The sequence below is a fragment of the Streptomyces sp. NPDC008121 genome, assembly GCF_042957155.1.
In the GTDB taxonomy this organism is placed as follows: Bacteria; Actinomycetota; Actinomycetes; order Streptomycetales; family Streptomycetaceae; genus Streptomyces.
Map to the genome: position 1 here is coordinate 112,082 of NZ_JBIBHT010000010.1, position 20,100 is coordinate 132,181.

Below are 20,100 nucleotides of genomic sequence, written 5' to 3' on the forward strand. Positions count from 1 at the left end.
GAGTCTGGACGCATGGGGATCATGGACAAGCTCAAAGAGATGCTGGGCCAGCACCCGGACAAGACCCAACAGGGGGTCGAACGCGCCGGGGACATGGTCGACAAGAAGACCGGCAACAAGTACACGGGTCAGGTCGACCAGGCACAGCGGCACGTCGGGGACAGGCTCGGCGCGAAGGACCGGCGGGAAGAACCCCCGCCGCCCCCTCCGCCCACCACCTGACGGCGCCGGTCCGACCCAGGACGTGTCGCGACGTTCCCGCCTCGCCGGGAACGCCGGGCACGCGCTGGCTCCACCCCCACACCTCCGCGGCCGTGGACGTGCTTCGCGCACGCCACGGCCGCGGCGCGTACCGCCGCGCCCCCGCGGCTCCGCTCAGATCTTGCCGATGCCGAGGGTGTTCTCGGCCGGGAGCAGCCCCGAGCCGATCACCGCCAGCCAGGGGCCGCCGAGGAGTTCGGCGAGCCGGGCGGTTCCTTCGTGGCCGAGGGCGTCCCAGGGGGCGGCGGCCAGACGGTCGGTGCGCAGTTCGACCTCCGCGCGCAGGGCCCGGCCGGCCTCGGTGGCCGTGCCGTCGGCGGCGAGCAGACCGCGGGCGGCGAGGCGGTCCCGGGCCGCGCCCCATTCGGCCTCGCTCCAGCCCCGGCTCTCGAAGGTCTTCTCCGAGGCGGCGCCGACCGCGGCGAAGGAGACCAGCGAGGCGGCGGGGTCCAGCTCGGCGGCGAGCAGGGCGGCGAGGTGCCCGTCGCCCCGGTGCTCGCGCAGCAGCGTCGCGGCGTGCCAGAGGACGAGGTGCGGCGCCTCCGGCCAGGGCAGCGCGGCGTGGGCGGCGGCGAGCGGTCGCCCCGCCGTCCCGGCGGCCTCGGCGGCGCGGCGCGCCAGCCGGGCGGCCTCGGCGACTTCGGGGCCGTCGACGGTCTCCGCGCCGAGGACGCTCCGGTACGCCCGGTCGACGGCCCGCAGCCGGGCGGCGAGCACCGCGTCGGGTGCGGCCGTGTGCCAGACCGCCGGGACGTACCGGCCGACCGTGTCGGGGCTGAAGCCGTAGAAGGCGGAGGCGACCCGCTCCCGTCCGGCGGGGCCGAGCGGCGCGGCGCGCCAGGCGAAGTAGCTCGGCCAGCGCTCCTCGACGGCGTAGCCGAGGCGGGCGGCCTCGTCGAACGCCTCCGGGGCGTAGTACAGCAGGGCGTGCAGCGGTTCCAGCAGGTGCCACATCTGGCGTACGCGCCCGGGCTGGACGCCTGTCTCCGGTTCCACGGTCATGGCTTCCCCCTCCACCTCATCTTGTCACTGTCTAGATTGCGTGCCCGACTCCAACCTGTCAATGACTAGATCCGCGTAGGATGGGGATTCATGACCGCTCGGCGCACCTATCACCACGGCGACCTGCGGCAGGCCGTCCTGACCGCCGCCCTCGACGTCATCGCCGCCGAGGGCCCCGCGGCGCTGAGCCTGCGCGACCTGGCCCGCCGCGCGGGCGTCTCCCATGCCGCGCCGGCCCACCACTTCAAGGACCGCACGGGCCTGCTGACCGCGATCGCCGCCGAAGGCCACGATCTCCTGGCCGACGCCCTCGCCACCGCACCCAGCCTCCGCGAACGCGGGGTCGCCTACGTCCGCTTCGCCGTCGACCGTCCCGCCCACTTCCAGGTCATGTTCCAGCCCGCCCTGCTGCGGGGCGACGACCCGGACCTGCTGGCGGCCCGGCGACGCTCCTCGGCCGAACTCCGCGCGGGCATCGACTCCCTGACCCCGGCGGCCACCCCCACCGCGGACGCCCGCACGGCGGGCATCGCCGCCTGGTCGCTGGCCCACGGCTTCGCGACGCTCCTGCTGACCGAGAACCTGGACGCGCGGAACGCCCGCGACCCCGGAGACGATCCGCGCGCCGAAGAGGACGGGCACAGCACGGAGCCGGGGGAAGACGGGGACGGTGCCGCACACCGGGCCGAGGCGGGCCCGATGGGCGACCTGGACCCCACCGAGTACTTCCGCCGCCTCGCGGCCCTGCTCTTCTAAACCCCGCCGCCCGCCTGCGGAACCCGCCCGAGCCCCGGGCCTCAGCGGCCCCGAGCCTGAGCCCGCCCCTAGGCCCCTACGACCCGAGGATCGTGGTCAGGAACTCGCCCGTCCACGCCAGCAGTTCGCGTCCCACCACCGGCTTTCCGCCGATCTTGCCGCTCGTCGGGCGCGGGACCAGGATCTGGTGGACCGTCGGCTTGATGACCGTCCGCGGGTACAGGCGCTTGAGCCGCAGCTCCTGGGACTCGCGCAGCTCCACCGGGGCGAAGCGGATGTTCGGACCCTGCAGCACGATCTCGCCGACTCCGCAGGCGCGGGCCAGCATGCGCAGGCCCGCCACCAGGAGCAGGTTCTCGACCGGCTCCGGGAGCTTGCCGTAGCGGTCCGTCAGCTCCTCCCGTACCGCCTTGATGTCCTCCTCGGAGTTCGCCGACGCGATGGCGCGGTACGCCTGGAGGCGCAGCCGCTCGCCCGGGGCGTAGTCGTGCGGGACGTGGGCGTCGACCGGCAGTTCGATCTTGACCTCCAGGGCCGGCTCCTCCTCCACCCCGCCCTCCAGCGAGGCGCGGTAGTCCGCGACCGCCTCGCCGACCATCCGTACGTACAGGTCGAAACCGACGCCCGCGATGTGACCGGACTGCTCACCGCCCAGGAGATTGCCGGCGCCGCGGATCTCCAGGTCCTTCATGGCGACGTACATGCCGGCGCCCATCTCGGTGTGCTGCGCGATCGTCGCAAGCCGCTCGTGCGCCGTCTCGGTCAGCGGCTTCTCCGGCGGGTACAGGAAGTAGGCGTAGCCGCGCTCGCGGCCGCGCCCGACCCGGCCGCGCAGCTGGTGCAGCTGCGAAAGACCGAAGTTGTCGCCGCGCTCCACGATCAGCGTGTTCGCGTTGGAGATGTCGATGCCCGACTCGACGATCGTCGTGGAGACCAGGACGTCGAACTTCTTCTCCCAGAAGTCGACCACGACCTGCTCGAGCGCCGACTCGCCCATCTGGCCGTGGGCCGTCGCGATCCGCGCCTCGGGGACGATGTCCCGCAGCCGCGCCGCCGCCCGGTCGATCGACTCGACGCGGTTGTGGATGTAGAAGACCTGGCCCTCGCGGAGCAGTTCACGGCGGATCGCCGCGCCGATCTGCTTCTCCTCGTACGGCCCGACGAAGGTGAGGACCGGGTGCCGCTCCTCCGGCGGGGTGGTGATCGTCGACATCTCGCGGATGCCGGTCACCGCCATCTCCAGCGTGCGGGGGATGGGGGTGGCCGACATCGTCAGGACGTCGACGTTGGCCCGCAGCTTCTTCAGCTGCTCCTTGTGCTCGACGCCGAAGCGCTGCTCCTCGTCGACGATGACCAGGCCCAGGTCCTTGAACTTCGTCTCCGACGAGAACAGCCGGTGCGTGCCGATGACGATGTCGACCGAGCCGTCCCGCAGCCCCTCCAGCGTCGCCTTCGACTCGGTCTCCGTCTGGAAGCGGGAGAGCGCCCGGGTGACGACGGGGAACTGCGAGTACCGCTCCGAGAACGTGCCGAAGTGCTGCTGCACGAGCAGCGTGGTCGGGACGAGGACGGCGACCTGCTTGCCGTCCTGCACCGCCTTGAAGGCGGCGCGGACCGCGATCTCCGTCTTGCCGTAGCCGACGTCGCCGCAGATCAGACGGTCCATCGGGACCGTCTTCTCCATGTCCTCCTTCACCTCGGCGATGGTGGACAGCTGGTCGGGCGTCTCCACGTACGGGAAGGCGTCCTCCAGCTCGCGCTGCCAGGGGGTATCGGGGCCGAAAGCGTGGCCCGGCGCCGCCATCCGCGCCGAGTACAGCTTGATCAGGTCGGCGGCGATCTCCTTGACCGCCTTCTTCGCGCGCGCCTTCGTCTTCGTCCAGTCCGCGCCGCCGAGCCGGTGCAGCGTCGGCGCCTCGCCGCCCACGTACTTGGTGACCTGCTCCAGCTGGTCGGTGGGGATGTACAGCCGGTCGCCGGGCTGGCCGCGCTTGGCCGGCGCGTACTCGACGAGGAGGTACTCCCGGGTGGCGCCCTGGACGGTCCGCTGGACCATCTCGATGTACCGGCCGACGCCGTGCTGCTCGTGCACGATGTAGTCGCCGACCTCCAGGGTCAGTGGATCGATCGTCTTGCGGCGCTTGGCCGGCATCCGCCGGCCGTCCTTCCCGGCCGCCTTCTGCCCGGACAGGTCCGTCTCGGTCAGCACCGCCAGCTTGAGCGCCGGGTCGACGAAGCCGTAGTCGATCGAGCCGCAGGCCACATGGACGACCGCCGGGGAGATCTCCGTCAGGTCCGAGTCCAGCCGGGCCGCGATGCCCTCGCCGCCGAGGACCTCGACCGTCCGGGCCGCGGGCCCGTGCGCCTCCGTGACGTAGACCGTGCGCCAGCCGTCGGCCAGCCAGCCCTTCGTGTCGGCGAGCGCCCGCGCGGTGTCGCCGCGGTACGACTCCGGGGCGCGCATGCCCAGCTTGACCGTGTCGGCGTCCAGGTCGGCGTCGTCGTCCGCGCCGAACGGCGAGACCGACCACCACATCATGCCGAGCTCCCGCGCCCGGTCACGGACGTCCGCGATGCCCCACAGCGAGGCCGCGCCGACGTCGATGGGCGCCTCGCCGCCGCCGGCGGTGGCCGCCCAGGACGCCTGCAGGAACTCCTGGGAGGTGGCCACCAGGTCCGCCGCGCGGGTACGCACCCGCTCGGGGTCGCAGACCACGGCCATGGAGCCCTCGGGCAGCACGTCGAGCAGCAGCTCCATGTCGTCGACCAGGACCGGCGCCAGGGACTCCATGCCCTCGACGGCGATCCCCTCGGCGATCTTCCCCAGCAGCTCGCCCAGCTCCGGGTGCGCCTCGGCCAGGGCGGCGGCCCGCCGCTTCACCTCGTCGGTGAGCAGCAGCTCACGGCAGGGCGGCGCCCACAGGCCGTGCTCGGCCACTTCCAGGGAGCGCTGGTCGGCGACCTTGAAGTAGCGGATCTCCTCGATGTCGTCGCCCCAGAACTCGATCCGGAGCGGGTGTTCCTCGGTCGGCGGGAAGACGTCCAGGATGCCGCCGCGGACGGCGAACTCGCCGCGCTTCTCGACCAGCTCCACCCGGGAGTACGCGGCCGCCGCGAGCCCTTCCACGACCTCGTTCAGATCGGCGGTGGATCCGGTCCGCAGGGCTACGGGATCCAGGTCGCCGAGACCCTTGACCTGCGGCTGGAGCACCGAGCGTACGGGGGCGACCACGACGGACACCGGTCCGGCGGCCGGGTCGTCCGCCGAGGGGTGGGCGAGGCGGCGCAGCACCGCGAGGCGCCGGCCGACGGTGTCGGAGCGGGGCGAGAGGCGCTCGTGCGGCAGGGTCTCCCAGGACGGGTACTCGACGACCGTCTCCGGGTCGAGGAGGGTCCGCAGGGCGGCCGCCAGGTCCTCCGCCTCCCGGCCGGTCGCGGTGACGGCCAGCACCGGGCGGCCGGCCCGGCGGGCCAGCGCGGCCACGGCGAAGGGGCGCGCGGCCGGGGGCCCGACCAGGTCCACGTGCATGCGGTTGCCGTCCGCCGCGGCCCTGACCGCTTCGGCGAGGGCCGCGTCCTTGACGACGACGTCGAGCAGACCGTGCAGGCTCATGGACTTCCATCCCGGGAGAGGGCAACGCGAACAGCCCGACACGTGGTACGGGCCGGGGGATCTCCAGACTACGACGTGCCGACGACACCCGCGCCCGAAACCCGGGGCGGCGGGGGTGTGGCGGCGGGGACAGCGCGGTGGCAGAGAGACGGAGGGGGCGGGCCGGGGGCGGCCTGGAGGCGCTCCGAGGGGCCGCCGTGCCTTGGCGACGGCGCCCGCCCCAGGGGGGCCAGGGGCCTCGTACGCACGGCCAACCGGAGGCCGCCTCGTGCACACAGCCGTGCCGGGGGCTGCCCGTACGCACGGCCACGGCCCCGGCCGGCATCGTGTGCGATGCCCACCGGGGCCGTACCCCCGTACCCCCCGTCCGTACCGTGCCGTGCACCGGCCCGCGGGCCGTCCGGCTATTCCGGCTGTTCCTGCTATTCGGTCGCGATCGCGTTCAGGACGTTCATCCGTCCCGCCCGGAACGCCGGGACCAGCGCCGCGAACAGTCCCACGAACGCCGAGGCGACGAAGACCGTCAGGATCGTCGGCCACGGGATCTCCAGGACCCCGAGCCCCTCCAGCGCCAGCAGCTTCTGCGCGGCCGTGCCCCAGCCCATGCCCAGGCCGAGGCCGAGCAGCGCGCCGAAGAGGGCGATCACCACCGACTCCAGCCGGATCATGCGGCGCAGCTGGCGGCGGGAGAGGCCGATGGCCCGCATCAGGCCGATCTCGCGGGTCCGCTCGACGACCGAGAGCGCGAGCGTGTTCACCACGCCGAGCACGGCGACGATGATCGCCAGGGCGAGCAGGCCGTAGACGATGTTGAGGAGCTGGCCGACCTGGTCCTTCAGGGTCTGCTTGTAGTCGGCCTGGTTCTGGACGGTGTACTGCGGGTAGGCGGCGAGCGCCTTCTTGAGCGCCGTGTACACCTCGGCTTCCTTGCCGTCCTGCGCGGTCGCGAAGAGGATCATGCTCTGGGGCATCTTCTCGGCCGGGAGATGGCGGGCGGCGGTGGTGACGTTGGTGTACATCGCCCCCTTGTCGACGTTGTTCTCGTCGGAGGTGATCGCCGCGACCTTCAGGCGCGCGGTCGTCCCGCCCTTGAAGGCGACGGTCAGCGTGTCGCCGACCTTCACCCCGTGCTCGGCGGCGTAGTCGCTGCCGACGGACATCGCGTTCTCGCCGTAGGCGTCGGCGAGGGTGCCGCCGGTGGTGTCACGGCGCAGGTCCTTCGCGTACGTCGGTTCGGCGGCGGCCAGGCCCTTCTCCACGGCCTTGCCGCCGGGCGCGGTGACCGTGGCCTCGATCCACCGGTACTCGGTGACGTGGGCCAGGCCCGGGGTGCGCTCCAGTGCGGCCTGGGCCTGCGGCATGACGGGTTGGCCGTTGGTGGACTGGACGATGAAGTCGGCGCCGACCGAGCGGTCCAGCTCCTCGGTGGCCGAGGCGACCATCGACGAGCCGACCACCGACAGGCAGGCCACGAGGGCGAGCCCGATCATCAGGGCGGCGGCGGTGGCGCCCGTGCGGCGGGGGTTGCGCAGCGCGTTGCGCTCGGCCATCCGGCCGACCGGGCCGAAGACCCGCAGGACGACGACGCCGAGGCCGCGGACGACCCCGCCCGCGAGGAGCGGTCCGACGACGACGAAGCCGATGAGGGAGAGGACGATGCCGAGGCCGAGCCAGAGGGAGCCGGCGGACGCCTTCTCGGCCTGGGTGGCCGCCCACAGCGCGCCGGCGCCGCCGGCGGTGAGGAGCAGGCCGAGCCCGCCGCGGATCCGGCCGGCGCGGCCGTCGGCCGGGGTGCCGGCGTCGCGCAGGGCCGCCATCGGGGAGACCTTGCCGGCCCGGCGGGCCGGGATGTAGGCGGCGAGGACGGTGACGACGACGCCGAGGAGGACGCCGAGGGCGGGCGTGGTCCACCGGACGGTGAGGTCGCCGGTGGACAGCTCCATGCCCATGGTGCCCATCAGCTCCATCAGTCCGATGGCGAGCCCGACACCGGCGGCGACGCCGGCGGCCGAGCCGACGAGGCCGAGGAGCAGGGCCTCCAGGAGGACGGAACGGTTGACCTGCTTGCGGCTGGACCCGATGGCCCGCATGAGGCCGATCTCGCGGGTGCGCTGGGCGACGAGCATGGAGAAGGTGTTGACGATGAGGAAGATGCCGACGAGGAACGCGATCCCGGCGAAGCCGAGCATCGCGTACTTCATCACGTCGAGGAAGCCGGCGACGTCCTCGCGGCCGGCGTCCGCGACCTCCGCGGCGGTCTGCAGGGTGTAGCCGGCGCCGACCGCGGAGGCGATGTTCGCCTTCAGCGCCTCGTCGCTGACGCCGGGCGCCGCGTCGGCCGTGATCTGGGTGAACAGGCCTTCCTTGCCGAGGAGTTCACGCTGGGCGGTGGCGGTGTCGAAGTAGACGACGGTGGCGCCGGGGTTGGTGACCTTGAAGTCGACGATGCCGGAGATCCGGGACGCGAAGTCGCCGGTGACGGCGATGGTGCGCAGCTCGTCGCCGATCTTCAGGCCGTGCTTCTCCGCGGTGCCGCCGTCGACCATCACCTCGGTGGGTCCGCGCGGCTCGTGCCCGGAGGTGACGTCCACCGAACGCAGCTCGATCGGGGACCAGTTGACCGCGATCGTCGGAGCGCCGCCGGTGGGCCCGACGTTCTTGTCGCGGGAGTCGACGACGGTGACGCTCAGCGAGATGACCGAGCCCTGGGCGTCCTTGACGCCCTCCGCGGCGCGGACCCGGTCCACGAGGGAGGCGGGGAGGGTCGCGGGGCGGCCGGTCTGCGGTGTCTCGGACTCGACCGTCCCGTCCCTGGAGCTGACCGTGACGTCGGCGGCGGTCGACGCGAAGAGCTTGTCGAAGGTGGTGTTCATGGTGTCGGTGAACACGAGCGTGCCGCTGACGAACGCCACGGACAGCAGGACGGCGACGGCCGAGAGCGCCATCCGCCCCTTGTGGGCGAGGAAGTTGCGCAGCGAGGTCTTCAGGACGGTCATGACGTCCGCTCCGCGCCGTCGACGTCGGTGGCCTGGGGGCGGCCCGCGGAGAAGAGCAGCATGCGGTCCAGTACGGCGTCGGCGGTGGGCCGGAGCATCTCGTCGACGATCCGTCCGTCCGCGAGGTAGAGCACCCGGTCGGCGTGGCTGGCGGCGACGGGGTCGTGGGTGACCATCACGATGGTCTGGCCGAGCTCGTCGACGGACTGGCGGAGGAAGCCGAGCACCTCCGCCCCGGCCCGGGAGTCGAGGTTTCCGGTCGGCTCGTCACCGAAGATGATCTCGGGGCGGGCGGCGAGCGCGCGGGCCACGGCGACGCGCTGCTGCTGGCCGCCGGAGAGCTGGGCGGGCCGGTGCTTCAGCCGGTCGGCGAGACCGACCGTCGTCACCACCCGGTCGAGCCACTCCTGGTCCGCCTTGCGGCCGGCGATGTCCATCGGCAGCGTGATGTTCTCCAGCGCGTTCAGCGTCGGCAGCAGGTTGAAGGCCTGGAAGATGAAGCCGATCCGGTCGCGGCGCAGTCTGGTGAGCTTTCTGTCCTTCAGGCCGGTGATCTCGGTCTCGTCGAGATGGATCCGGCCGCTGGTGACGGTGTCGAGCCCGGCGAGGCAGTGCATCAGGGTCGACTTGCCGGAGCCCGAGGGCCCCATGATGGCGGTGAACTGCCCGCGGGCGATGTCCACGTCGACGTGGTCGAGCGCCACGACCCGGGTCTCCCCCGCGCCGTACGCCTTGACGACCTGCCGCGCCCGCGCGGCGACGGCCGTACGTCCGCCCGTATCCCCGTGCCGGGGGATGGTCACAGCCGAAGTCACGGTATGTCTCCTCAGGATGGATTGATCATGGCCGGATTCGGCGCATGTCGAGTCTGCGTGGGGGCGGGGCGCGGGTCATTGGTGTCCGCCGCACTCTTCGCCCTGGGGTTTTCCTCAGGGCCGAGCGGGTCCGGGGGGCGGGACGCCCTCCGGAGGACCGGGTGTCTTCCGTAAGAACAAGGTAAAGACGGGAACGTGCTCTCCTCGTCCTCCGCCGGGACGAACGACCCCTGCCCCGTATGGGGGAGAGTCCCCTAGGGGTTCTCCCCCCGCGGTTCGAGTGAGAGGCTGTGCCGACGAAGTAGATGTACGACGCACCGGCACGGTCCGGTACGCGTCGGGGCGCATCGGCCGCAGGGGGAGGAACGACGGGGTGTCCGGGACCACGACGCGGCGGGCCGGTGCCCCCGCCACCACCCCGCGCGGCCGCGGACCGGTCGTCGCCGCCATGATGCTGGGGATGGGGCTGGCCGCCCTGGACGGCACCGTCGTCGCCACGGCCGTGCCCCAGATCGTCGGCGACCTCGGCGGACTGGCGGTGTTCTCCTGGCTGTTCTCCGGCTATCTGCTCGCCGTGACGGTCACCCTTCCGGTCTACGGCAAGCTCTGCGACACCTTCGGCCGCAAGCCGGTCCTGATCGCGGGGACGGTCCTCTTCCTCATCGGCTCCCTGCTCTGCGCGACGGCCTGGAACATGGGCTCGCTCATCGCCTTCCGCGTGGTGCAGGGCCTCGGCGGCGGCGCGCTCCAGGGCACCATCCAGACCCTCGCGGCGGACCTGTATCCGCTGAAGGAACGGCCGAAGATCCAGGCCAAGTTGTCCTCGGTGTGGGCCACGGCGTCGGTGGCGGGTCCGGCGGCGGGCGGCCTCCTCGCGGGGTACGCCGACTGGCGCTGGATCTTCCTGATCAACCTGCCGGTCGGGCTGGTGGCGCTGTGGTTGATCGTCCGCTACCTGGTCGAACCGGAGCGGGGCGGGGCGGCTGAGGCCGGCACCGCCAGGGCCGGGGCCGGCACCGGGGCCGCCATGGCCGGGGCCAGGACCGGTGCCGGGATCGGGGCTGCGCGAGCCGGGGCCGCCGGGGCCAGGACCGGTGCCGGGATCGGGGCTGCGCGAGCCGGGGCCGCCGGGGGCGGGCGGCCCTCCGTGGACTGGGCCGGAGCGCTCGCCATCTTCGGCACCGGCGCGCTCCTGCTCACCGCCCTCGTCCAGGGCGGAGTCGCCTGGCCCTGGCTCTCCGCCCCCTCCCTCGGACTCTTCGGCGGCGCGCTCGCCCTCGCCGCGGTCACCGTCCTCGTCGAACGACGCGCCGCGGAGCCGATCATTCCCGGCTGGATCTGGCGCCGCCGCACCATCGCCGCCGTCAACCTCGCCCTCGGCGCTCTCGGCCTCCTGATGGTCGCCCCCACCGTCTTCCTGCCGACCTACGCCCAGGCCGTCCTCGGCCTCGGCCCGATCGCCGCCGGTTTCGTCCTCTCCGCCATGACCCTCAGCTGGCCGGTCACCGCCGCCCTGTCCAACCGCGTCTACAACCGCATCGGCTTCCGCTCCACCGCCGTCCTCGGCATCAGCCTCGCCCTGGCCGTCCTGCTGGCCTTCCCCTTCCTGCCCTTCCCCGGCGAACCCTGGCAGCCGGCCCTGCTCATGCTGCTGCTCGGCGGCGCCCTCGGCTTCTTCCAGCTCCCGCTGATCGTCGGGGTCCAGTCGACGGTCCCGTACCAGGAGCGCGGCACGACGACCGCGTCCGTCCTCTTCTGCCGCCAGGTCGGGCAGAGCGTCGGCGCGGCGCTCTTCGGGGCGGTCGCCAACGGCGTCCTGGCCGCCCGGCTCGGCGGAGGCGGCGACCTCGACTCCCTCGCCCGCGCCCTGGAGACGCCCGGCTCCCTGACCGACTCCGCCGCCGACCACCTGCGGCGCGCGGTCGACGCGGCGGTCGACTACGTCTACCTCGGCGCGGCGGGCGCGGCGGCGATCGCCCTCGTCGTCCTGCTCACGCTCGCGCCCCGCCGCTTCCCGGTCCTGACGGACGGCGAGGAACAGCCGAAGTCCTGAGGGGCGCCCGGAACGAAGCGCCTGGCCCGCGCCTCAGGTCGTGTCGGGAAAGTCCCGCCTGGCCGGCGACGCCTGGCCCGCGCCTTAGGCCCCTGCCTCCGGAGCCGCCGTCTCGGCACGGGGACCGTCAGCGCACCCCCGTCTCCCGTCGGCGGTCCCGGTCCTCGACCCCGGCCCGGTCCTGCTCCCGGTCCCGCCGCGGGTCTTCGGCCTCGTCCTGGTCGCGCGCCGGGGCGACCCGGCCCGTCAGCGCCGCCAGGGACGTCCGGATGTGGTCCATGTGCGCGAGGATCTCCTCCCGGGCCTCCTGGTGCTCGCGCAGCAAGCGCTCCGTCTCGCGCTCCGCCCGCTCCTGACGCATCCTCGCCTCCGCGAGGATCTCCGCCGCCCGCGCCTCCGCGTCCTCCTGGCCGTGACGGGCGTTCTCCTCCGCCACGGCGTACGCCCGCTTCGCCTCGTCCAGACGCGCCTCGGCCCCGGTGAGGAGCCCGGTGTGCCCGGCCTCCTGTTCCGCCTGCCGGGCCGCCGCCGCGCGGTCCTCGTCCTCCGTGCGGGCCGCCTGCTTCCGCCGCTGCCCGGCCAGCAGCGCCTCGGCCCGCCGCCGCGTCTCCTCCAGCGCGGCCCGGCCCTCACCCCGCAGCCCCTCCGCCTCCCGGCGCGCCCGGTCCCGCAGCTCCTCCGCCTCGGCTCCGGCCGCCGCCAGGACCGCCTCGGCCGCGGCCTCCGCGTCCGCGAGCGTCTTCTCCGCGTACGCCCGGGCCGCGTCGGCCGTCGCCCGGCCGGCCGCCCGCGCCTCATCGCCGAGGGCCTGCGCCCGCGCCTCCGCCTCCCGGACCAGCTCCTCGTCCTCGGCCTCGGCCAATTCCAGAATCCGGCGGGCCCGTTCGCTCAGCGAGTCGTACCGCTGCGGCGCGAGCCCCGCCACGACCTCCGCCAGCCGTGCCGCCTCCGCCTCCCGCTCCTCCACCAGGGCGGCGAGCCGGGCCTCGCGCTCCCGGGCGTCGTCGCGTTCGCCGGAGAGGGAGGTGACGTATCGGTCGACCTGCGCGGGGCGGTATCCGCGACCCCGTCCGACGGCGAAACTCATTCCTGACGCCCCTTCCGGTGATGGCTGGCCCTCCAAGGATGCGGCATCCGGCAGGACAAAAGGCGCCCGACGTGACGTACACGTCGGGCGCCTTCGATCACACAGGCTCTTTCCGGACACGCTCCGATGGCACGCTCCGGGGGAGGTCCTAGAGGAGCCCGTCCCACATCTGCTCGAGGAGCACGGACCACCAGCTGTCCGGGGACGCCAGCGCCGCCGGGTCCAGCATCGCCAGCTGTGCCTGGAAGTCGACCGTCCAGCGGCCCGCCTGCTCGGGGTTGAGCCCGAACCGCAACCGCCACATCCGCCCGAGCAGAGCCATGGACCGGGTGAACTCCGGCAACCCGCTGTTCACGAACTGCGGCGGCACCGGCTGCCCGCCCGGACCGGCCTCCACCGGCACGGCGACGATGTGCGCGGTGCCGTACTGCACGCAGATCGCCCGGCCGAAGTCCGAGCCGATCACGAGGTACGACCCCGCGTCCGACGCCGGCTGGATCTGCCGCTGCGCCGCCAGCTCGGCGAGCGTCGGCACGACCGGCTGGGCCGGCTGGGCCCAGAAGAACGGCCCGAAGTCGGCCGGGAGGCCCGCCCAGACCAGCGTCAGCGCGACCACCTCGGGCACGCCCTGCCGGGACACCGCCCGCTGGTCGAACCGGCAGATACCGGGACCGAACGCCCCGGCCAGCTCCTGCGCGACCCCCTCCGGGGGGACCGGCGGCAGCGGCTGCACCTGCGGCAGCGGGGCGCGGACCGGCGCCGGACGCGCCGGGCCGTCCGCGACCTGATGCAACTCACCCTGGTGCGTGAGGAGTTGTCGCATGCCCTGCTGCCGGCTGGAGTGATCCGTGCCGTACGGCGCGATGTTCGTGATCCGCGCCTGCGGCCAGGTCTCCCGGATCATCCGGGCGCAGTAGCCGCCGGGCAGCTCACAGGACTCCAACTCCGTGTGCAGTTCGAGCACTTGCTGCGGCGGCACGTTCATGGCGCGCAGCTCGTGCAGGATCTGCCACTCCGGGTGCGGGGTGCCGGGAGCGGACCGGCGGATGATCTGCGCCTCCGATCCGTCGGGCGCGCGGTAGCGCAGCACGGCCTGGTAGCCGGGGCCGACGGTCGGCAGACCGGCCGGCTGCTGCGGATAGCCGTACGCCGGCGGCGGCACGGCACCCCCGACGGGTCCGGGCGGCGCGGGCGGCGGCGGAGCGGCCGGGCCACCGGGCGCACCCGGGCCGCCCGGACCGGGCTGCGCGAGCATCGTCGCCGCGTGGTGGACACCCGGCGCTCCGGGCGCACCCGGGGCAGCGGGCGCACCGGGGGCGCCCGGAGGACCGGGCGGCGCCGGCGGGGCGCCGGGACCGCCCTGGCTCGGATGGGCCAGCATCGTCGCGGCGTGCTCGACCCCGCCGCCCCGTGTGCCGGGCGCGCCGGGCGGCGCGGGCGGCGGCGGAGGCGTGCCGGGGCCACCCTGGCTCGGGTTCGGGTTGGCGAGCATGGTCGCGGCCTGGTCCACCGGCCGCGGAGGCGTCGGCGGACCGGGCGGCGTCGGGGCCCCGGGCGGACCGGCGGGCACGGGCCCGTCGGGTCCGAGCTGCGCCACCAGCTGGGTCGGGATGTAACCCCCGGCGGGGGCGCCCGGTACACCCGGCGCCTGCGGCGGCGGAGGCGTCGTGCTGCCCCCGCCCCGCGAGGCGCGCGGGGGCAGGGCGGCCTTGCTCGTGGCGGCGTCCGCGATGTCCCCGACCGAGGCGGAGGTCCCGGACGCCGGCGTACCGGCACCTCCGGTTCCGGACCCGGCGGGAGAAGCGGGAGCACCCGGGGGCGGGGTCGCCCCGCCACCTGGAACGGCCCCCGGCCCACCGGCACCGGCCGGCACACCAGGAACACCCGGCACACCCGGAGCCGCGGGTCCCCCCGGACCGCCCGCCCCCGGCGTCGAAGGCGCCCCCGTCCCGGGGCCCTCCTGCCTCGGGGCGTGCGGATCCAGCCGGGGAGCGATCGCCGTGGCGGGCAGCGCACTGCCCCCCGACATCAGCGCCGTCGGAGCGTCGGCACCCACCACCGGCGGCGGCGTGTCGTCGTCGTCCGCGCCCGACAGCGGCGGCGCGAAGACCGTCGCCGGCAGCGGCACCGAACCCTCCGCACCGCCCGAGCTCGCGTTCGCGTCCGCCCACGGGCTCGCCGAACCGCCACCCGTACCACCGGCACCGGCCGCGCCGCCGACACTCACATCGGCCCACGAGTCGCCCGGCGACCGCGCCGGCACCCCGTCCTGAGCGGTCGGCTCGTAATCGGCCGCCGCCGCGGGCGCACCGGCGGCCCCGCCCTGCGACGGACCCTCCGGCGCCCGCTCGGGCGTGCTCTCCGCCATGCCCCCGGCCACGTCCTCCGGCGCCGGGCCGCCGCCCGCCTGCGAAGCGCCCGCGGCCTTCGGCGGCAGGCCCAGCTTGTCCGCCGCGTCCTGCAACCACTCCGGCGGACTCAACAGGAACGACGTCTGGTTCAGGTCCACCCGCTCCGGGGGCGCGGCCGCGGCGGCCGGACCCGACTCCTCCGAAGCCCCGTACTCCTCTTCGTACCGCCGGATCACCTCGCCCACCGGCAGCCCCGGCCACAGCGTGGCCTCACCGCTGTCCCGCGCGATCACCAGCCGCTGACGGCCGCCGTCCGACCGCGGACCCTCCTCACGGTCCTCGGCCCACACCACGAACCCCAGACCGAACTCCCGCACCCGCACCTCCCGGTGCTGGTAGGCGGGCACGTCACCGTTGACCCATTCCTCGGCGCGCTCCTGCGCCTGCGCGAACGTCACCACAGAAACTTCACTCCCCCACCGGGACCACGGGCACCGCACGGGCGAACCCGCCGTCCACCATCAGGTTCGCCACCGTCTCCAGCTCCGGCGGATTGCCCGCCAGACGCTGCAGGAAGACATCGAAATCCTCACCGCACGGCAACAGCAACCGCTCCACCCGCTCCTGCACCGTCCAGCCGTCCTGATCCCGCGCGTCGTCGTACGCGCAGAACCACACCGACCCGACCCGATCGCCCTTCACCTTCACCGCGACGATCCCGCCCTGCGCGAACGCCACACCCAGGTAGTCCTTCGTCAGGTGGTCCCGCAGACACTTGTTGACGTACACGAGGTCATTGACCCCCGCCTCCTCCCGCACCGTGAAGAACGGCTGGTCCAGCAGGAGCCCCAGCTCCGCGTCGAGCGCCGCGCCCACCGGCGCGCACCCGCCCGCCGCCTTCAGGAAGGAGCGGTACGCACCCGGCAGGCGGTACCCCAGGTCCTCCTCCACACCCAGCAGCTGCTGCTCCGACACCGCGACGCGGCCCTTCGGCACCGCGAAGTGCGCCGGCCGGGTCTCCTGCAGGGGACGCGTCCCCCGCTTCGTCTGGTCCACCGCCGCCGTCGTGACCCCGCCGTGGTGACGCAGCAACGCCTTCACCTCGACCGGCACCAGCTCCATCCGCCGGCCGCCCGCCACGTGGTGCCACGTCCAGCCGTGCGGAGTCGCCACCGCCGGAATCGTGTCCCACAACGCGTGACCCGTCGCCGCCAGCGCCGCGTTCGCCGACACGTAGTCCGTCAGCCGCAGCTCGTCGACGCCGAACCCCTCCGGCGGCTCCGCGATCTCCGCCGCCGCGCGGGCGTACGGAGAGAAGTCCGGGTAGCCCTGCTCGTCCACCCGCACCCCTCGGGGATGCCGGGAAGCCCGGACCGGGTCCGGGAAGTGCACGACCTGCCCGGCGTAGGCCGCGTTCGGTGGCGCGGCTGACTGCCCGAGCCGACCTGTCGTCATGGCGGATGCCCCCTGCGCTGGCTGCTGGCTGATTCCGCACAGCCTAAGCGCTGCCACAACCCCCCGACCCGGCCCGATACGGCCACGACCACACCCCGTGACCAACTGTCACGACCGGATGACGCACCGGCGATAGTTACGACACACCGTCGGCGTGTTTCCGTGCCCCGCTTCCCCAGGAGGTGCCCCATTTGGCAGTCTGTTCCCGCAACTCGGGGGATTGCAGGAGGGGAAGAAACGCACCATGTACGCAGCACCGACGCCCACACAGGGTGACCCACGCCTCAACTGGAGCAGCACCGAACCGACGCGCGCACCGTTACTGCGCTTCCGCCGCGACGGGATCCTCCCCACCGTCGGCGCCGCCCTGTCCGTACGCGGCGAGACCCTCACCTGCACCGCCGGCCGCGGCGACCGGCCGCCCGCCCTGCACCCCCTCGTCCAGGACTTCCTGGACACCCTCACCAGCGGCCAGCGCGAACGCTTCACCGGCCGCTGCCCCGAGGCGATCCTGCTCTCCCGCCACCTCTCGGCGACCGACTCCGCGCGCTCCAAGCGCGCCCAGCGCAAGCCCCTCACCCACAGCGAGGCCCGCCGCTCGCTCAAGCACGCCAAACTGACCGCCCGCCGCATCCGCGAGGACGGCGACCCCCTCCACGGCAGCTACGCCGCACCCTGCCGCTCCTGTACGGCGATGCTCGCCCACTTCGGTGTCCGCACCGTCGACCCCACCTCGACTGTCGAGAACGGCTGACCGCACCTCCATGCCCGACCACCTGAGCACCACCCGGTTCCCGGTCAACGTCGACGCGGCCCTCCGCGAGGCCGGCTGGCAGCCCGGCCGCTGGGACATCAAGCTCGCCGAACACTGGGCCGACACGCTGCGCGCCCACGTCTCCCCGGCCGGCCACCGCCACCACGTCTTCCCCGCCGCCGTCGAGGCCTGGGCCGAATTCGGCGGCCTGAGCCTCACGGCCCCCGGCGCCGGACGCCAGATCGCCCCGGCCACCGTGCGCTTCGACCCGCTCGCCGGGCTCCACATCGCCCGCACCCTCGCCGACCTCGGCCGCGCGCTGGACACCCGGATCGCCCCGCTCGGCGAAGAGGGAGACCACCAGGCGGTCCTCGCGATCGACCAGGAGGGGCGGGTCTACAGCCTCGACCACACGGGCGACTGGTTCCTCGGCCGCGACATCGACACGGCGCTGTCCACCCTGGTCACCGGGGTGCAACCGGCCCGACTCGTCACGGGCTGAACGGCCGACCGGCCGAACGCGGGCCCACCGGCCGCGGGCCGACCGAACGGCGGGCCGACGGGCCCGCGCCGCGCAGCCCTCCGGCCTGCCCCGACGCGCCTTACGCAGCCCGCTCCTCAGGCGCAGGCAACACCGCCGACACCCGAAAACCGCCCGCGTCCGTCGGCCCCGACACGAACACGCCCCCCAGACGCGACACACGCTCCCGCATCCCCACCAGGCCGTTCCCCCCGCTCGGCAGATCCGCGCCCGTCGCCGCCCCGTCCGACGGGCCGTTCTCCACCTGCATGGCCACCTCGCCACCCCGGTGCGCCAACCGGACCACGACCCTCGCCCCCGCCGCGTGCTTGTGGACGTTCGTCAACGCCTCCTGGACCACCCGGTACGCCGTACGCTCCACCTCCGCCCCGTACACCCGCACCTCCCCCGAGACCACCAGCTCCACCACCGCACCCGCCTGCCGCGACTGCTCCACCAACGACTCCAGCGCGTCCAGACACGGCCCGTCCTCCGAAGCCGCCTCCGCCGCCGCCGCGGCCGCCAGACCCACCGCCGCCAACGGCACCGCCGCCGGAGCCGGAGCCGCCCCCTCCCGCAGCACCCCCAACATCTCCCGCAACTCCGTCAACGCCTGCCGGCCCATGTCCCCCACCAGCGCCGCGTTCCGCACCGCCTTCTGCGGATCCTTCAACGCCACCGCCTGCAACGCCGCCGCGTGCACCACCATCAACGACACCCGGTGCGCCACCACGTCGTGCATCTCCCGCGCGATCCGCGTCCGCTCCTCCTGCCGCGCCCACTGCGCCCGCTGCTCCGCCCGGTCCGCGAGCAACGACAACTCCTGCTCCAGGCTGTCCGCCCGCTCCCGCAGACTCTCCATGAGCCTCCGCCGCGCACCGATGTACAGACCGAACAGCACCGGCGGAGCGTTCAGCCCCAAGGTCATGAACAGCGAGACGACCGGGACGTACCAGCCACTCGGATCGAAATCCCGCTGATCCACATCGGCCTGGGCCACGTCCTGCCGCAGCCGCACCACCGTCACCAGGAACACCGCGACCGTCGACATCCCCGCCAGCGCCGCCGTGATCCGGCGCGGCACCTCGGAAGCGGCGAGCGTGTAGAGCCCGACGATCCCCATCAGATAGCCCATCTCGGCCGGCGTGATCGCGATCGAGACCAGCACCACCGTGATCGGCCACCGCCGCCGCACCAACAGCACGGACCCCGCCAGCAGGCCGAACAACACCCCCACCGGCACCGGCAGCGACGCCTGCCCGGCGAACGCCACCCCCTCCAGCGCGCACTCGAGCGCCGACACCACGGCCAGCCCGATGTCGAGCACCGCGCCACGCCGTCTCTCCCACCACCACGGCCCACGGGCGGTCGAACCCGTGGCCTCCTGGTGCGCCCCCGTTACGGTCATGACTCCCAGACTACGGGCGACGGCGACCCGTTTTCCGGAGAGCGCCGGACCCCGAAGTTCCGCATGTCAACGCCGCACACAGAGCAGTCCCTCGAACTACTGAATCGCCCACACTTTCGACCCGGACGTCCGTATTCCGGACAACGCTGGCCCCATGACACCCGAAACGAACCGCTACGCGGACTTCGAGACCCTGCGCGAACAGGCGATCGCCCTACGCCGCGAGGGCCTCAGCCTCCGCCGGATCCGCGACCGCCTCCAGGTCTACAACAACGACATCCTCCAGCGCCTCGTGCGGGGCGAGCCCGCACCGGAATGGACGAAGCGCCCGAGGGCGAAGGACGACCTCCGCGCGAAGGCGAGGGAGCTGCGCCTCCAGGGCCTGACCTACGACCAGATCCAGCTGGAGCTGGGCTGCTCGAAGAGCTCGATCTCACTGTGGGTGCGGGACCTCCCGAAGCCGGAGCGGAAGCGGACCCCCGAGGAGGCGTCGGCGATCGCCCGCAAGGGCTGGGAGGTCACGCTCCAGCGCCGCGAGGAGGAGCGGCAGCGCACCAAGCGGGTCGCCGCCGCCGGGATCGGTGAGCTGTCCGATCGCGAGCTGTTCCTGGTGGGCGTGGGGCTCTACTGGGCCGAGGGCGCCAAGGACAAGCCGTACGCCCGCCGCGAGCGGGTCACGTTCGTCAACAGTGACCCGGGCATGGTCAGGACCTTCCACGCCTGGCTCGATCTGCTCGGCATCGAACCCGCGCGCCGCAGTTACTTCGTCATGATCCACGAAACCGCCGACGCCGAGGTCGCGAAGCGCCACTGGGCCGATCTCGTCGATGTCGACCCGGCGGTGTTCGGCAAGACGACGATCAAGCGGCACAACCCCACGACCCGCCGGAAGAACGTCGGCGACGACTATCACGGCTGCCTGGTGATGCGTGTCCGCCGGAGCGCGGATCTGTACCGTCGCATCGAAGGGGCGTGGTGCGGCATAGTAGGGGCTGCATCTGCGGCGGTCCGGCGAGATCGGACATAGCA

The 20,100-nt window shown here is 73.6% G+C and carries 14 protein-coding genes; 6 read left to right on the forward strand and 8 right to left on the reverse strand.

All coding sequences use genetic code 11. The features are described 5' to 3' along the window. Window positions 1–12 precede the first annotated feature (12 nt). On the forward strand, window positions 13–222 hold the full coding sequence (locus tag ACFZBD_RS29890; RefSeq protein ID WP_391145590.1) for an Rv0909 family putative TA system antitoxin: 210 nt from the start codon (window positions 13–15) through the stop codon (window positions 220–222). 153 nt (window positions 223–375) lie between these two features. Here the strand turns inward: ACFZBD_RS29890 and ACFZBD_RS29895 are convergent, their stop codons facing one another. Then, the gene (locus ACFZBD_RS29895) at window positions 376–1,263 is read right to left on the reverse strand and encodes a hypothetical protein (RefSeq protein ID WP_391145593.1); all 888 of its coding nucleotides are present in this window, start codon (window positions 1,261–1,263) and stop codon (window positions 376–378) included. A 90-nt stretch (window positions 1,264–1,353) separates the two neighbouring features. Between ACFZBD_RS29895 and ACFZBD_RS29900 the strand changes: the two genes are divergently transcribed. Further along, window positions 1,354–2,019: a WHG domain-containing protein gene (locus ACFZBD_RS29900; RefSeq protein WP_391145596.1), complete on the forward strand. Its 666-nt coding sequence runs from the start codon at window positions 1,354–1,356 to the stop codon at window positions 2,017–2,019. A 76-nt stretch (window positions 2,020–2,095) separates the two neighbouring features. Here the strand turns inward: ACFZBD_RS29900 and mfd are convergent, their stop codons facing one another. The 3 genes from mfd to ACFZBD_RS29915 all read right to left on the reverse strand — a co-directional run bounded on the left by mfd (window position 2,096) and on the right by ACFZBD_RS29915 (window position 9,443). Further along, complete coding sequence (mfd, locus tag ACFZBD_RS29905; RefSeq protein WP_391145599.1) at window positions 2,096–5,632, reverse strand: transcription-repair coupling factor; 3,537 nt, start codon at window positions 5,630–5,632, stop codon at window positions 2,096–2,098. A gap of 422 nt (window positions 5,633–6,054) precedes the next feature. After that, window positions 6,055–8,628 carry an FtsX-like permease family protein gene (locus tag ACFZBD_RS29910; protein WP_391145601.1) on the reverse strand — a complete coding sequence of 858 codons (2,574 nt, stop codon included), beginning with the start codon at window positions 8,626–8,628 and terminating at the stop codon, window positions 6,055–6,057. Further along, entirely contained in the window at window positions 8,625–9,443 is an 819-nt protein-coding gene (locus ACFZBD_RS29915) for an ATP-binding cassette domain-containing protein (RefSeq protein WP_391145604.1), read from the reverse strand. The genes ACFZBD_RS29910 and ACFZBD_RS29915 overlap by 4 nt, the downstream gene beginning before the upstream one ends. Before the next feature lie 448 nt (window positions 9,444–9,891). On the opposite strand from ACFZBD_RS29915, the gene ACFZBD_RS29920 reads away from it, so the two are divergent. Next, window positions 9,892–11,496, forward strand: a complete 1,605-nt coding sequence (locus tag ACFZBD_RS29920; RefSeq protein ID WP_391146128.1) for an MFS transporter — start codon at window positions 9,892–9,894, stop codon at window positions 11,494–11,496. Between the two features lie 127 nt (window positions 11,497–11,623). Here the strand turns inward: ACFZBD_RS29920 and ACFZBD_RS29925 are convergent, their stop codons facing one another. The 3 genes from ACFZBD_RS29925 to ACFZBD_RS29935 all read right to left on the reverse strand — a co-directional run bounded on the left by ACFZBD_RS29925 (window position 11,624) and on the right by ACFZBD_RS29935 (window position 16,389). Further along, window positions 11,624–12,583, reverse strand: coding sequence for a cellulose-binding protein (locus tag ACFZBD_RS29925; RefSeq protein ID WP_391145606.1), 960 nt, complete (start codon window positions 12,581–12,583; stop codon window positions 11,624–11,626). 148 nt (window positions 12,584–12,731) lie between these two features. After that, complete coding sequence (locus tag ACFZBD_RS29930) at window positions 12,732–15,395, reverse strand: SUKH-4 family immunity protein (RefSeq protein WP_391145609.1); 2,664 nt, start codon at window positions 15,393–15,395, stop codon at window positions 12,732–12,734. Window positions 15,396–15,402: 7 nt separating this feature from the next. Next, window positions 15,403–16,389 (reverse strand): HNH endonuclease, encoded by a 987-nt coding sequence (locus ACFZBD_RS29935; RefSeq protein ID WP_391145610.1) that lies wholly within the window; start codon window positions 16,387–16,389, stop codon window positions 15,403–15,405. 244 nt (window positions 16,390–16,633) lie between these two features. Between ACFZBD_RS29935 and ACFZBD_RS29940 the strand changes: the two genes are divergently transcribed. Together ACFZBD_RS29940 and ACFZBD_RS29945 are read left to right on the forward strand one after the other, a co-directional pair. Further along, window positions 16,634–17,143, forward strand: a complete 510-nt coding sequence (locus ACFZBD_RS29940; protein ID WP_391145613.1) for a YwqJ-related putative deaminase — start codon at window positions 16,634–16,636, stop codon at window positions 17,141–17,143. Window positions 17,144–17,153: 10 nt separating this feature from the next. Beyond that, a complete protein-coding gene (locus ACFZBD_RS29945) occupies window positions 17,154–17,645 on the forward strand; it encodes an SUKH-3 domain-containing protein (RefSeq protein ID WP_391145615.1) in 492 nt (163 codons plus the stop codon). A gap of 100 nt (window positions 17,646–17,745) precedes the next feature. On the opposite strand, the gene ACFZBD_RS29950 is transcribed toward ACFZBD_RS29945, so the two are convergent. Then, window positions 17,746–19,071 carry a histidine kinase gene (locus ACFZBD_RS29950; protein WP_391145618.1) on the reverse strand — a complete coding sequence of 442 codons (1,326 nt, stop codon included), beginning with the start codon at window positions 19,069–19,071 and terminating at the stop codon, window positions 17,746–17,748. Window positions 19,072–19,225: 154 nt separating this feature from the next. On the opposite strand from ACFZBD_RS29950, the gene ACFZBD_RS29955 reads away from it, so the two are divergent. Further along, window positions 19,226–20,098, forward strand: a complete 873-nt coding sequence (locus ACFZBD_RS29955; RefSeq protein WP_391145620.1) for a hypothetical protein — start codon at window positions 19,226–19,228, stop codon at window positions 20,096–20,098. Window positions 20,099–20,100 lie beyond the last annotated feature (2 nt).